The sequence below is a fragment of the Stenotrophomonas sp. BIGb0135 genome, from assembly GCF_024810105.1.
GTDB lineage: Bacteria > Pseudomonadota > Gammaproteobacteria > Xanthomonadales > Xanthomonadaceae > Stenotrophomonas > Stenotrophomonas maltophilia_AB.
On record NZ_JANUDX010000010.1, the window covers coordinates 113,644 to 126,850 of the forward strand.

11 protein-coding genes and 1 riboswitch are annotated in these 13,207 nt (G+C 69.0%); of the genes, 4 read left to right on the forward strand and 7 right to left on the reverse strand.

Going from position 1 to position 13,207, the window contains the following annotated elements:
* Window positions 1-50: 50 nt before the first annotated feature.
* Both ppc and M2421_RS17655 read right to left on the reverse strand, forming a co-directional pair.
* Window positions 51-2,762 (reverse strand): phosphoenolpyruvate carboxylase, encoded by a 2,712-nt coding sequence (ppc, locus tag M2421_RS17650; protein ID WP_259209313.1) that lies wholly within the window; start codon window positions 2,760-2,762, stop codon window positions 51-53.
* A gap of 199 nt (window positions 2,763-2,961) precedes the next feature.
* A complete protein-coding gene (locus M2421_RS17655) occupies window positions 2,962-5,487 on the reverse strand; it encodes a prolyl oligopeptidase family serine peptidase (protein ID WP_259209184.1) in 2,526 nt (841 codons plus the stop codon).
* A 125-nt stretch (window positions 5,488-5,612) separates the two neighbouring features.
* Window positions 5,613-5,699: riboswitch (S-adenosyl-L-homocysteine riboswitch) on the forward strand.
* 80 nt (window positions 5,700-5,779) lie between these two features.
* Between M2421_RS17655 and ahcY the strand changes: the two genes are divergently transcribed.
* On the forward strand, window positions 5,780-7,225 hold the full coding sequence (gene ahcY / locus M2421_RS17660) for an adenosylhomocysteinase (protein ID WP_259209192.1): 1,446 nt from the start codon (window positions 5,780-5,782) through the stop codon (window positions 7,223-7,225).
* Between the two features lie 76 nt (window positions 7,226-7,301).
* On the opposite strand, the gene M2421_RS17665 is transcribed toward ahcY, so the two are convergent.
* Window positions 7,302-8,129, reverse strand: coding sequence for a hypothetical protein (locus M2421_RS17665; protein WP_259209195.1), 828 nt, complete (start codon window positions 8,127-8,129; stop codon window positions 7,302-7,304).
* Between the two features lie 92 nt (window positions 8,130-8,221).
* Here M2421_RS17665 and ybaK point away from each other — a divergent pair, with 92 nt between their 5' ends.
* From ybaK to M2421_RS17680, 3 genes are read left to right on the forward strand one after another with little or no spacing between them, the layout of a single operon-like run.
* Window positions 8,222-8,695, forward strand: a complete 474-nt coding sequence (ybaK, locus tag M2421_RS17670; RefSeq protein WP_259209196.1) for a Cys-tRNA(Pro) deacylase — start codon at window positions 8,222-8,224, stop codon at window positions 8,693-8,695.
* The gene (locus M2421_RS17675) at window positions 8,695-9,210 is read left to right on the forward strand and encodes a hypothetical protein (RefSeq protein ID WP_259209198.1); all 516 of its coding nucleotides are present in this window, start codon (window positions 8,695-8,697) and stop codon (window positions 9,208-9,210) included. Before ybaK ends, M2421_RS17675 begins: the two co-directional genes overlap by 1 nt.
* A complete protein-coding gene (locus M2421_RS17680) occupies window positions 9,203-9,580 on the forward strand; it encodes an Imm10 family immunity protein (protein WP_259209200.1) in 378 nt (125 codons plus the stop codon). Before M2421_RS17675 ends, M2421_RS17680 begins: the two co-directional genes overlap by 8 nt.
* A gap of 99 nt (window positions 9,581-9,679) precedes the next feature.
* Here the strand turns inward: M2421_RS17680 and M2421_RS17685 are convergent, their stop codons facing one another.
* The 4 genes from M2421_RS17685 to M2421_RS17700 are packed head-to-tail and all read right to left on the reverse strand — an operon-like array spanning window position 9,680 to window position 13,038.
* Window positions 9,680-10,237 (reverse strand): DUF3228 family protein, encoded by a 558-nt coding sequence (locus tag M2421_RS17685; protein ID WP_259209204.1) that lies wholly within the window; start codon window positions 10,235-10,237, stop codon window positions 9,680-9,682.
* Between the two features lie 52 nt (window positions 10,238-10,289).
* Window positions 10,290-11,030, reverse strand: coding sequence for a LytTR family DNA-binding domain-containing protein (locus tag M2421_RS17690; RefSeq protein ID WP_259209206.1), 741 nt, complete (start codon window positions 11,028-11,030; stop codon window positions 10,290-10,292).
* The gene (locus M2421_RS17695; protein WP_259209209.1) at window positions 11,027-12,097 is read right to left on the reverse strand and encodes a histidine kinase; all 1,071 of its coding nucleotides are present in this window, start codon (window positions 12,095-12,097) and stop codon (window positions 11,027-11,029) included. Before M2421_RS17695 ends, M2421_RS17690 begins: the two co-directional genes overlap by 4 nt.
* 20 nt (window positions 12,098-12,117) lie before the next feature.
* Entirely contained in the window at window positions 12,118-13,038 is a 921-nt protein-coding gene (locus tag M2421_RS17700; protein WP_259209211.1) for an alpha/beta hydrolase, read from the reverse strand.
* Between the last annotated feature and the right edge of the window lie 169 nt (window positions 13,039-13,207).

Here is a 13,207-nt window from a genome sequence, read left to right on the forward strand (position 1 = left end):
CGGCCAACGGCCGGCACTCCCGGTGACGGGCCACAGACCAACGGTGTGGATCACCCGGTGTTCTGTACACCCTGCGAGACACCGTTGACGCACGCCACCAGCGCGCGCAGCACGTCGTCGTCTTCGCCGCCACTGGCCCGCCATCGCCGCAGCAGGTCCACCTGCAGCACGCTGATCGGATCGATGTAGGGGTTGCGCAGGCGGATCGACAGCGCCAGACGCTGGTCGTGCTGGAGCAGTTCGTCCTGCCAGGTAAGCGCGAGGATCACCTGGCCGGTAAGCGCCAGCTCGCGCTGGATCTGTGGGAAGAAGGTGGCATGCAGGCCGCCGGACAGCTGCGAGAACTGCTCGGCGATGGTCAGATCGCCCTTGGACAGCACCATCGCGATGTCGTCCAGGAAGGTGCTGAAGAACGGCCAGTCGCGCGCCATCTCCTTCAGGGTGTCCTCGTGGCCGGCCTCGATCGCCGCCTGCAGGCCGCTGCCCACGCCATACCAGCCGGGGATTACCGCGCGGGCCTGGCTCCAGGCGAACACCCACGGGATCGCGCGCAAGTTGGACAGCGCGGCATCCTCGCCGAGCCGCCGCGACGGGCGCGAGCCCAGCGTCATCCGCTCGATCACGTCGATCGGCGTGGCCAGCCGGAAGTACTGCATGAAGTCTTTCTGGCCGACGAAGGCGCGGTAGGCATCGGCGCTTCTCTCCGCGATCAGGTCCATCACCGGGCGCCACTGTTCCTCGCGCGGCTCCGGCGCGCGCGGGCGCAGGCTGGAGCGCAGCACCGCACCGGTGGACTGCTCCAGCGAGCGCAGCGCCAGCGCACGGATGCCGTACTTGCGATGGATCACTTCGCCCTGCTCGGTCACGCGCAGGCGGCCGTCGATACTGCCACGCGGCGAGGCATCCACGGCGTGCGTGGTCTTGCCGCCACCGCGGCTGATCGAGCCGCCACGGCCATGGAAGAAGGTCAGGCGGATGTCGTTCTCGGCGGCCACCTCCAGCAGTTCCACTTGGGCACGCTGCAGGCCCCAGCGCGAGGCCGCGATACCGCCATCCTTGCCGCTGTCCGAATAGCCCAGCATCACCATCTGCACATCGCCGCGCGCGGCCAGGTGGGTGCGGTAGACCGGGTCGGCGAGCAGGTCGCGCAGGGTGGCGGTGCCGCGCTTGAGATCGTCCACGGTTTCAAACAACGGCGCGATATCCAGCGGCACCGCGCCAGCCTCGTCCACCAGCCCACCGCGACGTGCGAGCGCCAGCACCGCGAGCACGTCGCTGCGGTCATGCGCCATGGAGATGATGTAGCTGCCCAGTGCATCGGCACCGTGGCGATGGCGCGCGTCGGCCAACGCGGCGAACACCGCATCCAGCCGCTTGCCGCCGTCTTCGGTGCTGGCCGGCAGGGCCTGCTCGCCGCTGGCGAACGGTGCCAGCCGTGCCGCCCGGGCCACCGCATCGGCGGCATCCCACGCGTCCTGCCCATCGAGCACGCTGGCCAGCGCGCGGCCGTGCACGCTGGACTCCTGGCGCACGTCCAGCCGCGCCAGGTGGAAGCCGAAGGTCCGCACCCGCCACAACAGGCGGCGCACCGCGAAGCCGCCGGCATGGTCGCCTTTGTTGGCGTGCAGGCTGTCCAGGATCAGTTCGATGTCCTGCTCGAGTTCCTCCGGCGCGGCATACGCCCCGTCGGCATCGTCGAGGGTGGCTTGCACGCGCGCGCGCATGCGGTCGTTGAGCAGGCGGTACGGCATGTCGGCATGCCGCGGGCGCGATGTCACCTGCGGCAGCAGCTGTTCGTAGTGCGCCACGCGCGCCTGCAGCGCCTCGCTCACCGCGATCCGCTCGGTGGATTGGCTGAGCAGGCTGGCCAGCTGCAGCAGGTCCTTCTGGTAGCGGCCGAGCACCGCCTGGCGCTGGGCATCCAGGGTGATCCGGATGGTGCCGGCATCCACGTTCGGGTTGCCGTCCATGTCCCCGCCCACCCACGTGCCGAAGCGCAGCAGGCGTGGCAGCGGCAGGTCCTGCCCGTAGGTTTCCAGCAGGGCCTGCTGCAGCGATTCGTACAGCACCGGAATCACCCGGTACAGCACCTGCACCAGGTAAAAGCCGACGTGCTCGCGTTCGTCGTCCACGGTGGGCCGCACCGGCGAGGAGTCGGTGGTCTGCCAGGACGCGGTGAGCGCCATGCGGAAGCGCGCCGCATCGGCGGCGGCCTCGCCCGGGGTGCGCTGGCCGTCGAGGTTGTCGACCAGGCTGGCCACCATCAACTGCTCTTTCTCCAGCAGCGCGCGGCGCACGGCTTCGGTCGGATGCGCGGTGAACACCGGCTCGATGTCGATGCGCGGCAGCCATTCGGCCAGCTCGGCCAGGGTCACGCCCTGCGCCTTGAGCTTGAGCAGCGCATCCTGCAACCCGTCCGGCTGCGGCGCGGCGGTGCCGGCGCGCTGGTAGTCACGACGGCGGCGGATGCGATGCACGCGCTCGGCGATGTTGACCACCTGGAAGTAGGTGCTGAACGCACGCACCATCGCTTCGGCGCGCTCGGGCGGCAGGCCGGTGAGGGCATCGTTGAGATCGGACAGCGGTGCGTCGCTTTCGCGGCGGGCGATGGCGCGCGTGCGCACCTGTTCCACATCATCGAAGAACTGCGTGGACACCTGCTCGGCGAGCAGGTCGCCGACCAGTGCGCCGAGTCGGCGTACGTCGTCGCGCAGGGGGATATCGGGAGTGGCAAAAACGATGCTGCTTCGGTACTCGTTCATCTGCGACGCACTGGCCTCGGGAACGGAATCCACCCAAGCCTACCCCACAACGAGGTCAATGCTGCGTCGCGCAACTAGTTACATCTGGTAGTGCCGGCCATTGGCCGGCCCCATGCGATGTCGTGCACCGCGAGGAGCCGGCCAACGGCCGGCACTCCTGGTCCTTTGCGGTACCGGCCAACGGCCGGTACCTGCCGCCTCAGCGCTGCGTCTTGATCGGCTTGCCCGGACCGACCGTCTGTTCCAGCCAGCGCTCGCTTTCGGCCAGCATGGTCATGATCGACTCGCGCGCGCGGTAGGCGTGCGATTCGTTGGGCAGCATCACCAGCCGCGCGGTGCCGCCCAAGCCCTTGACCGCTGCGAACATGCGCTCGCTCTGGATGGGGAAGGTGCCGGAGTTGTTGTCGTCCACGCCGTGGATGAAGAGGATCGGGTCCTTGATCTTGTCGGCGTAGTTGAACGGCGCCATCTTCTGGTACACGTCCTGCGCCTGCCAGTAGTTGCGCTCCTCGGCCTGGAAACCGAACGGGGTGAGCGTGCGGTTGTAGGCGCCGCTGCGCGCGATGCCGGCCTTGAACAGGCGGGTGTGCGCGAGCAGGTTGGCGGTCATGAACGCGCCGTAGGAATGGCCACCGATCGCGATGTGCTCGCGGTCGGTCACCCCGCGCCGGACCACCTCGTCCACGGCCGCCTCGGCGTTGGCGATCAACTGCGGCAGGTAGGTGTCGTTGGGTTCCTTGTCGCCCTCACCGATGATCGGCATCGACGGGCTCACCAGCACCGCATAGCCCTTGGCCAGGAATGCCTGCGGGCCCCAGTAGCTGATCGCGTTGAAGCGATACGGCGAATCGGTGACCTGGCTGGCGGCGGCGGCGGTCTTGAACTCCCCCGGGTAGGCCCACATCAGCAGCGGCAGCGGGCCATCCTTCTTCGCGGTGTAGCCCGGCGGCAGCATCAGCGTGGCGGTCAGGTCCACCCCGTCGTTGCGCTTGTAGCGGATCTGCTCCTTGCTCACCCCACGCAGCTGCGGCAGCGGGTGCGCGAAGTGGGTCAGCGCGCGCGGCGCGGCGGTGGGGTCTGCCAGCGACTGCACGTACACGTTGGAGGGTTCTTCCGGCGATTCGCGGGTGAGCAGCAGCGAGGTGCCCTCCTGGTCGAGCAGGGCGATGGGCGCCGAATAGGTCGGTGCCTGCGAGTGGAACAGGCGCGTGGTCTGCTTGCTGGCCAGGTCGAGGCGGTCGACGAACGGACGGTCGCCTTCCGGCGATGCGCCCTGGCCGTAGAGGAAGATGCTGCGACCATCGGCGCTGATCTGCAGGCGCGAGCGCCCGTTGACGTCGCGCACCAGCGCCGGCCGGCCCGGATCGTTGTAGCGGTCCTGCGAGGAGCGCGAGGACAGCAGCTCCGGCGCCTGCCCGGGCTGGTCCGGGGCGATGCGCCACTGCTTGACCTCGCGGCTCTTCCACCACGATTCGTTGAGCAGGGCCAGGTCGCCCCGCCCCCACTGGATGCCGGCGTAACGGCTGCCGAGCTGGGCCAGGGTGATCGGCGGGGTCTCGAACGGCGCCGCCTGGGTCAGCACCGCGTCGCGCACCTTGGCCTCGCGGTTGGGGTCGCCACCATCCTGGGCTTCGGCCCAGACCAGCGTGGCCGGGGCATCGGCGCGCCAGCTGATGTTGCGCACGCCGGTCGGCACGGCGTCGTTGCCGGTCGGCAGGCCTTCCACCAGCGGCAGGTTGCTCACCGTGTGCACCAGCGAACCGTCGGCGGCGGACAGCACCTCGATGCGCCGTGCGAAGTCATCGACCGGGACCAGGTAGGAGTACGGGCGCAGCACGCGCTCGCTGAGCAGGTAGCGGCCGTCCGGTGAGACGCTCGTGTCCAGGTAGACGCCGCTGCCGGATAGCGGCGTGGTCACGCCATTGAGGGTGATCCGCGCCGGCTGCGCGCTGGCGTAGTAATCGAACTGGCGGGCATCAGCCTCGTTCCTGAGCAGGTCCTGGTAGGTGCGGATCGAGCGCACCCCGGCATCGGCCTCGGTCTGCTGGATCGCCGGGCCGGCGGGAATGCCGCCCGCGGCCGGTGCCGGGCCCTGGCCCTTGAGCTGCTGCATCACCAGCAGGCCGCGGCTGTCGGGCAGCCAGCTGTAGCCGTCGCCGAGCACGGTGTTCAGGTCGGCGAGCAGGCGCCGCGCCGAACCGGCGGCGACATCGACGATCCACAGTTCATTGGCGCCGGTGGCCGCGTGCACCTGGTTGAAGGCCAGGTACTGCTGGTCCGGCGACCAGGCCAGGCTGGCGATCGACAGCGGCTGCGGCAGGCCGGTGATCTGGCGCTCCTTGCCGTCGGCCACGGTGGTCAGCCAGAGCTTGTTGCCAAAGCTGAAACGGCTGGCCGAATGGGTGGCCGGGTTGATGCGCAGGCCGGCCAGTTTCAGTTCCGGCTGCGCGACCTCGGCAATCGACGGCAATGCCGGTGTCTGCAGCAGCGCGGCCACGTCGCGGCGCGGGGACAGGTGCAGGGTGGGCGCGCGCGGCGCGTCGACCACGGCCTGCAGGGCCGCCGACGGCAGCTCATAGCCCTGCGCGCCCCTGGCGGCAGCCACCTGCGGGGCGGCGGTCTGGGCGGCCGGTGCGGCCAGCCCAAGTGGGGCCACGGCCAGCAGTGCCATGCCCACGATCAGGCTCCCCCAGCGCGCCCGGCGCCGACGATCAGTGCGAGTCATCTTCCATCCCATGTTGATGCAAACCTTGGACCTTAACAGCCGCAGCCCGCCCGCCCCCCTGCCGTTGGTTGGGGGCGGTGCCGGATTCATGCCAGTGCAGCGCGCCGGGATATAATGGGCGACCCTCCACCGAGGGGCGCTGCGACCGTTGTGGACCCTGTCCGCGCGGCCAGGCTCGGTGGCCAGGATCGTTCCAACGGCGCCCGGCGATTGCGAGTCTTGCTGTCATGCAGGTGTCCGATGACCGACATCGCGCTTGACGAGCATGGCGCGTCACTACCGGAGCTTTCCAATGAATGCTGTTGCCAAGACCTTCTCCACCGAAGGTGATTACAAGATTGCCGATATCAAACTCGCCGACTGGGGCCGCAAGGAACTGGACATCGCCGAGCACGAAATGCCGGGCCTGATGTCGATCCGCCGCAAGCACGCCGCCACCCTGCCGCTGAAGGGCGTGCGCGTGACCGGCTCGCTGCACATGACCATCCAGACCGCGGTGCTGATCGAGACCCTGAAGGACATCGGCGCCGACGTGCGCTGGGCCTCCTGCAACATCTTCTCCACCCAGGACCATGCCGCCGCCGCGATCGCCGCGTCGGGCACCCCGGTGTTCGCCTGGAAGGGCGAGTCGCTGGAGGAGTACTGGGACTGCACCCTGGACGCGCTCACCTTCACCCTGCCCGACGGCACCCTGACCGGCCCGGAGCTGGTGGTCGATGACGGCGGCGACGTGACCCTGCTGATCCACAAGGGTTACGAGCTGGAAAACGGCAGCAACTGGGTCAACGAAAAGGCCGCCTCGCACGAAGAACAGGTCATCAAGGACCTGCTCAAGCGCGTGGCCAAGGAGCGTCCGGGTTACTGGGCCCGCGTGGTCAAGGACTGGAAGGGCGTCTCCGAAGAGACCACCACCGGCGTGCACCGCCTGTACCAGCTGGCCCAGGCCGGCACCCTGCTGATTCCGGCGATCAACGTCAACGACTCGGTCACCAAGAGCAAGTTCGACAACCTCTACGGCTGCCGCGAGTCGCTGGCCGACGGCCTCAAGCGCGCGATGGACGTGATGCTGGCCGGCAAGGTCGCCGTGGTCTGCGGCTACGGTGACGTGGGCAAGGGCTGCGCCGCCTCGCTGCGTGCCTATGGCGCGCGCGTGGTGGTCACCGAGATCGATCCGATCTGCGCCCTGCAGGCGGCGATGGAAGGCTTCGAAGTCAACACCATCGAATCCACCCTGGGCCGTGCCGACCTCTACGTCACCACCACCGGCAACAAGGACATCATCCGCATCGAGCACCTGAGCGCGATGAAGGACCAGGCCATCGTCTGCAACATCGGCCACTTCGACAACGAGATCCAGGTCGATGCGCTGGTCGGCTTCCCGGGCGTGCAGCACATCAACATCAAGCCGCAGGTGGACAAGTACGTGTTCCCGAACGGCAACGCGATCTTCCTGCTGGCCGAAGGCCGCCTGGTCAACCTGGGCTGCGCCACCGGCCACCCGAGCTTCGTGATGTCCAACTCGTTCGCCAACCAGACCCTCGCCCAGATCGACCTGTGGGCGAACAAGGACAGCTACGAGAACAAGGTGTACCTGCTGCCGAAGAAGCTGGACGAGGAAGTGGCGCGCCTGCACCTGGAAAAGATCGGCGTGAAGCTGACCACCCTGAGCCAGGAACAGGCCGACTACATCGGCGTGCCGGTGGACGGTCCGTTCAAGCCGGAGCATTACCGCTACTGATCGGCGTGCCGATCCTGGTGCGTTGAACACAGACGGGCGCCGGAAGGCGCCCGTTTTTTTTGTGCCGGAATGCCCTTCAGTCCTGGCCGAAACACCTGCGGTCGTCGTTCAGGACGGCCTGGCACTGCGCGGCGAAGTCCGCTTGCCAGCGCGACAGCGCGAACCCTTCCCGTTCCTGGAACGACACCGTTTCGCCCGCAAGCACGTAGCAGCGGTTCTGCGACAGTCGCAGCGCGGTCAGCGCGTCACCGGCCGCCCAGCAGTCATCGATGCAGGCCTGCATCAGCGCGTAATCCGGATTGGTCTTTGCGCCGCCGAAGGCGAAGCCCATCCGCTGCACCAGGGCGATCACCGGGTCCATGCTGGCCGGGGCAGCGCGCAGGATGCGCAGCACCCCGGGCTCGGGAATGCCAAACGCCCAGTTGGCCAGCACGGCCGAGCGTGCCGCATCGATCGCCGCGTCACGCTGCCCCTGCCGCAGGTACTGGCTTGCCAGCAGCGTCCAGCCCGGCTGAAGCTCCGGGAACGCCGTGCATGCTGCGCGCAGCCGATCAATGGCCTGCTCGACCTGCCCTGCCAGCACGTGCGCACGCGCCTGCTCCAACTGCAGGGTCGGTGAACCGGGATCCTCGACCTCACGCTCGCCATAGTCGCCACCGTTCACGTCCAGCCAGCGCGAGAACACCTGCACCGAAGAATGGCGCAGTTCCATGCGCCCTTCGTCATGGAACATCTCGCACACGAACGGCGCGTCCGCCTCACGCCCCAACGGCCAATACAGCCCGAAACAATCGCCATTGCCGAGCGCGCCTTCCGCGATCGATACGAACCCCTGGGGAGGATACGGTCCGCGCGCCACATCACGGTCGAAGCTGAGCGCGTTGCAGTGACCAGAGAGGCGCATGGGATCTTTCCAGACGGGACTGTCCCCATTATCGCCGCGATCGCAGTCGCCTCGGTCAAGGCAGCCGGTCCGCACCGCGTTACGATGCACCCATGACACCGGCCATCAACCTGCTCAAGAAGCACGGCATCGTCCACAGCGTGCTGTCCTACCCACACGATCCCGATGCCGACTCCTACGGCGGCGAGGCGGTGCAGCAGCTCGGGCTGGACCCGGCGCAGGTGTTCAAGACGCTGCTGGCCAGCACGGAGAAGCACGAACTGCTGGTGGCGATCGTGCCGGTCAGCGGCACGCTCGACCTGAAGGCGCTGGCCGAGGCGGCCGGCTGCAGGAAGTGCGAGATGGCCCCGCTGGAACAGGCACAGCGCGCCACCGGCTACCTGGTCGGCGGGATCAGCCCGCTGGCACAGAAGAAAAAGCATCGCACCTTCCTCGATGCCAGCGCGCAGGCGCTGGCCACGCTGCATGTCAGCGCCGGCCGGCGCGGGCTGGAGGTGGCGGTGGCACCGGCCGACCTGCTGCGCCTTACCGATGGCCGCTATGCCGCCATCGGCAGGGCCCGCTGATGCGCTGGCCCTTCTCCCGGGAGCCGGCCGCCCCCACCGAAGGACCCGGCGCGCAGCACCTGCAGGCGCTGTTGTCGTCGGACCCCGACCGCATCTACCGCGCGGCCTGCGCCATCGCCCAACTGCGCGATCCGGCCGAGCTGGACGCGCTTGCGCCGTGGGTCGAACGGATCGAGCGCGCCACCGCGCACATCGCGCTGCGCGGCGCCTTGTTCGCCAACGACCATCACCTGCAGTTCGCCTTGCGACGGCTGCGCTTCTGGCGGGATCGGGCCGGCTGCCTGTGCGCCCTGTACCCGCATTACCCGTTCTTCGATCCGCGTCGCGAGGCCGCCCGTGGGCACGTGGTCATCGATGCGGTGGGTGAAGCCGAGGGTGGCTGGGGCGAGGCGCATTCGGTCACCTGCGTGGACTGCGCGGCGCACTGGCTGGCCACCGACCGCGAGTACCACTACCCCTGGTGGGAGTGGACCCGGACCCTTCCCACCGTTGACGGACCCCCATCGCATGCATGACTTCATCGCTGCCGTCGTCCATGTCGGCGCGGACGACGGCGTGCTGATGGCCGGCCTGGCCAACCACGCACACGACACCCGCCGCTACCTGCTGCTGCAGAAGGCCGAGCATCCCGACGCGCAGGACATCGCCCTGGGCCACGACGGCGTGCATGTCTGCCTGCATGCGCAGGCACGCGCGGCCTACGGCGGCATCCACGCGGCGCAGCTCTCGGCCGACGCCCTGGCGCTGCACCTGGACGCCATCACCACCGATGCGCTGGGCCTGGCGGCGTCGCCGCTGCGCATTGCGCTGGCGGCCCCGCCGGAGGACGTGGCCGCATTCGCCGCGATGCTCCGGCGCATGGGCATCCCGGTGGATGCGTCATAGACCTGTAGCGCCGCGCCATGCGTGGCTGCGTTTCGCCCCGGTCCGCGTGCAGCCCCATGGGGTGTCGCTACGGGGGCCGCGTGCAGCGGGCCGGGGCGCTCAGGGGCGCCAGTTGGCGTTGCTCTCCCAGAACGCCACGGCGCGCTGGTAGGCATCGCGGTCCAGCGGCACCCCGGAACCGCCCTCGTCCACCCCCAGCGCGTTGCGCATCATGGTGATCGGGGCCATCGGCACTTCCTCCGGCTCGGCGGTGTAGATGCAGCCGACGATGCCCCAGTCGGCGTCGATCGGCGAGCCCTCCAGCGCCAGTTGCGCGGCGCTGTACAGGATCACCACCAGGTAGTTGGCGCGCGGCGACTCGACGCCCTCGAACCAGCGCACCAGCACCGGCAGCTCGTTGCGGTTGCGCGCCTCGTAGCCGGTGTGCAACTGGTGGCGGTTGGCGTCGGTGATGGGCACGGTGAGGCAGCGCGTGCTGGTCCAGTTCTCGTAGACGAACAGCTTGCAGAACGGCGCGTAGCCATCGAGCACCTTCAATGGTGCATGCGTGTTGAGGTACGCCTGGAACTGCTCGGCGGTGCAGTCCTGGACGGTGTTGCCGCGCGGGGTACGCGGGAACAGGCGGGGACGGGCGAATTCGGTGAGGACGATGGACATGGGCACGGGCAGGCGGCGGAGATCGTGCACAGGGTAACGCGTGCGGCGCGCCCTACAGCGCCAGCCGCTCACGCAGCTCGCGCGCCTGGCGCCGCGAGACCTCGACCTGGCTGCCGTCATCCAGGGTCAGGTCGTAGCCATCACCGAGGGACGGTTTGATCGCACGCACGCGGCGCAGATTGACCAGGGTGTTGCGGTTGGCGCGGAAGAACAGCGCCGGCGACAGCCGGGACTCCAGCGTGCTGAGGCTGCGCGCCAGCACGGCGTTCTGGTCGCGGAACCACAGCCGTGCGTAGTTGCCGTCGACCACGACCTTGCGGATCTCGCCGAGCGCCACGAACCAGCACCGTTCGCCATCGCGCAGGAACACCTGGTCGTCAGCGCCCAGCGAATCGCGAGCGCTGTTCGTCGCAGGGGAGACGGCCGGTGCCGCGAGGCGCTCCCGGCCACGCTCCAATGCCGCCTGCAGGCGGCCCGCCTCCACCGGCTTGACCAGGTAGTCGAGTGCGTTGGCGTCGAAAGCGCGCACCGCGTACTGGTCGTAGGCGGTGACGAACACCACCATCGGCACCGTCTCCAGGCCGTCGAGCACATCGAAGCCTTCGCCCGAGGGCATCTGCACATCCAGCAGCACCAGATCGGGCCGCTCGCGCAGGATCGCTTCGCGTGCAGCGGGCACATCGTCCGCCTCGCCCACGCATTCCACCCAGGGGATCGCCGCCAGCAGGGTGCGCAGTTCGCGGCGCGCCAGCCGCGCGTCATCCACGATCAGCACGCGCAGTGACGCACTCATTGCTGCACCTCCAACCGGGCCAGCATGCGTTCGCCCTGACGTTCCAGCAGGAATGTGCCCCGGTCGAGGGAGGATGCCGCCGCGTCGATGCCAAGCTGGGCGCGCAGATAGGCCAGGCCGATACCATGGCCTTCGCTGCCGGCCTCGTGCGGGGCGGGATTGTCCACCTCCACCCGCAGCCAGCCACCCTCGCGCCGCACGCGGATCGTCAGCTCGCCACCGCCGGCGTGGACGGCGATGCCGTGCTTGATGGCGTTCTCCACCAGCAGCTGTAACGCCATCGGCGGCAGCCGTGCGCGCAGCGCGTCCGCATCGATATCGGTCCGCACGCGCAGGCGGTCTTCGTAATGGATCGCCTCCACGGCCAGGTAGTCCTGCACCACGCGCCACTCCTCGGCCACGGTGACCCAATCGCCATCGGTATGCACCAGTGCGTGGCGCAGCGTGCTGGACAGATGAGTGACCATCTCGCGTGCACGCGCCGGGTCTTCATTGATCAGCGCGCGCAGGTTGTTGAGCGCGTTGAACACGAAGTGGGGATTGAGCCGCGCACGCAGCGCCTGGTGCTCCAGCGTCGCCCGCTGCGCTTCGGCGCGCAGGTGCGCCATTTCGCTGTCGCGAGCCCGATGCAGCGCGCGGCGGCCGGTCCACAGAGCGCACCACACGCTCAACACGATGGCAGTGCTGAGCCAGTAGTTGAACGTATCGACCGGCCGGTAATAGGCGCGCTGTCCCGGCAGCGCCACCCAGTCCCATGCAAGCGCGGGGAGCAGCACGGCGGCGGTGAGGAGCTGGATGGCGGCCGCGACGCCCACCACGGCCAGCGCCATCCGCCACGTCAGCCCCAGCAGATCGCGTTGCAGCCACGCATGGCCAAGCGCCCAGTGGCGTATCAGTGCAGTGCCGGCGAACAGGCCAAGCGCGACCATCACATAGATCAGGGTCCCGCCGGACCAAGGGCCACGGTAGGCGATGCCCATGCCGATGCTCACGCCCAGGTAGCCAGCCCACAGGCCCGCGTTCGCCCACCAGAAACCCGAATTGCGTGCTGCCTGCCTCGTGTTCATCGTCTCCACGCCGCTGTCGATCAGTGCGCCACGGGCAGGTCGAGAAAGTCCCGGATCTGCGCCTGCAGCCAGCGCGGATCATCCCACATCAGGAAGTGGTAGCCGGCGCGGCTCATCTCGATGCGTACGTCGGGCAGCGCGGCGTACTGGGCCTCGAAGACCTGGCGCGTGCTGGCTTCGGTCGCACCGAACGGCTGGTAGGCCGCCCACGCGCCCAGCACCAGCACCGGCACCCTGATGCCGGCGATCGGCTGGCGCAGGTCGGTCATCGTCATCGAATACACCGCGCTGGCGGTGGCGCCGCGATCGCTGTCGCGCCCCCACTGCTTCAAGGTCGCCACATGCGCGGGGGCATGCGCCATGTTGGCGACCGCGGCATCGGTCTGCGCCGCGTATTGGGTGGCGTCCATGGCGAGCATGCCGGCCCGGACCTGCTCGGCCATCGGTTCGAGCGTGGCCGGCGTCGCCGCCGGATTCTGCGCGGCCCCCAGGTACGGCAAGGCATCGACGATCACCAGGGGGCCGATGTGCCGGGGTGCCGCGATCGCCATCTGCAGCGCCAGCACGCCGCCGAGGCTGTGGCCGATCACGGCGGGATGATCGAGCCTGCGGTCCGCGCTGTAGGCCAGCAGGCGGTCACGCATGGCGCCCAGGAAATCATCGCTGGCCGTGGCAGGCGCGCCGGCGAAGCCCGGCAGCTGGATCAGATGGCATTGCACCTGCGGCTGCAGCGCGGTGCAGGTCTCACGCCAGACCTCGGCACCGCTGTTGAGGCCGGGGATCATCAGCACCGGTCGGCCGCTGCCGATGACCTCGACCTGCAGGCCCTGGAACGGCTCGATGGCCGCATGGGCGGGGCTGGCCAAGGTGGCCCATGCGGTCAGCGCAAGCGCAGCAAACGGGGCGATGGCGTAGATGCGGCGGGGACGGGCGGTCGACATGGCAGGCTCCTGCTGGATGAGCGTGGAGCGTGACGCGCGCCGAGGCGGTGCGGGCAATTACATGAGCAGCGGACGCAGAAGGCGGTGAGCGGTCGCGGGAGGCGGACGAGCCTTGCGGCCTCGGCGAGCCGGCGCCCCAGCAATCGGCTGCCCTGCGTGGGGCGGCGAT

Coding starts and splice junctions, on each gene's coding strand:
- ybaK (WP_259209196.1), top strand. CDS start 8,222: ATGACACCGGCCATCAACCTGCTCAAGAAGCACGGCATCGTCCACAGC.
- M2421_RS17700 (WP_259209211.1), bottom strand. CDS start 13,038: ATGTCGACCGCCCGTCCCCGCCGCATCTACGCCATCGCCCCGTTTGCT.
- M2421_RS17675 (WP_259209198.1), top strand. CDS start 8,695: ATGCGCTGGCCCTTCTCCCGGGAGCCGGCCGCCCCCACCGAAGGACCC.
- M2421_RS17665 (WP_259209195.1), bottom strand. CDS start 8,129: ATGCGCCTCTCTGGTCACTGCAACGCGCTCAGCTTCGACCGTGATGTG.
- M2421_RS17680 (WP_259209200.1), top strand. CDS start 9,203: ATGCATGACTTCATCGCTGCCGTCGTCCATGTCGGCGCGGACGACGGC.
- M2421_RS17690 (WP_259209206.1), bottom strand. CDS start 11,030: ATGAGTGCGTCACTGCGCGTGCTGATCGTGGATGACGCGCGGCTGGCG.
- M2421_RS17695 (WP_259209209.1), bottom strand. CDS start 12,097: ATGAACACGAGGCAGGCAGCACGCAATTCGGGTTTCTGGTGGGCGAAC.
- ppc (WP_259209313.1), bottom strand. CDS start 2,762: ATGAACGAGTACCGAAGCAGCATCGTTTTTGCCACTCCCGATATCCCC.
- M2421_RS17655 (WP_259209184.1), bottom strand. CDS start 5,487: ATGACTCGCACTGATCGTCGGCGCCGGGCGCGCTGGGGGAGCCTGATC.
- M2421_RS17685 (WP_259209204.1), bottom strand. CDS start 10,237: ATGTCCATCGTCCTCACCGAATTCGCCCGTCCCCGCCTGTTCCCGCGT.
- ahcY (WP_259209192.1), top strand. CDS start 5,780: ATGAATGCTGTTGCCAAGACCTTCTCCACCGAAGGTGATTACAAGATT.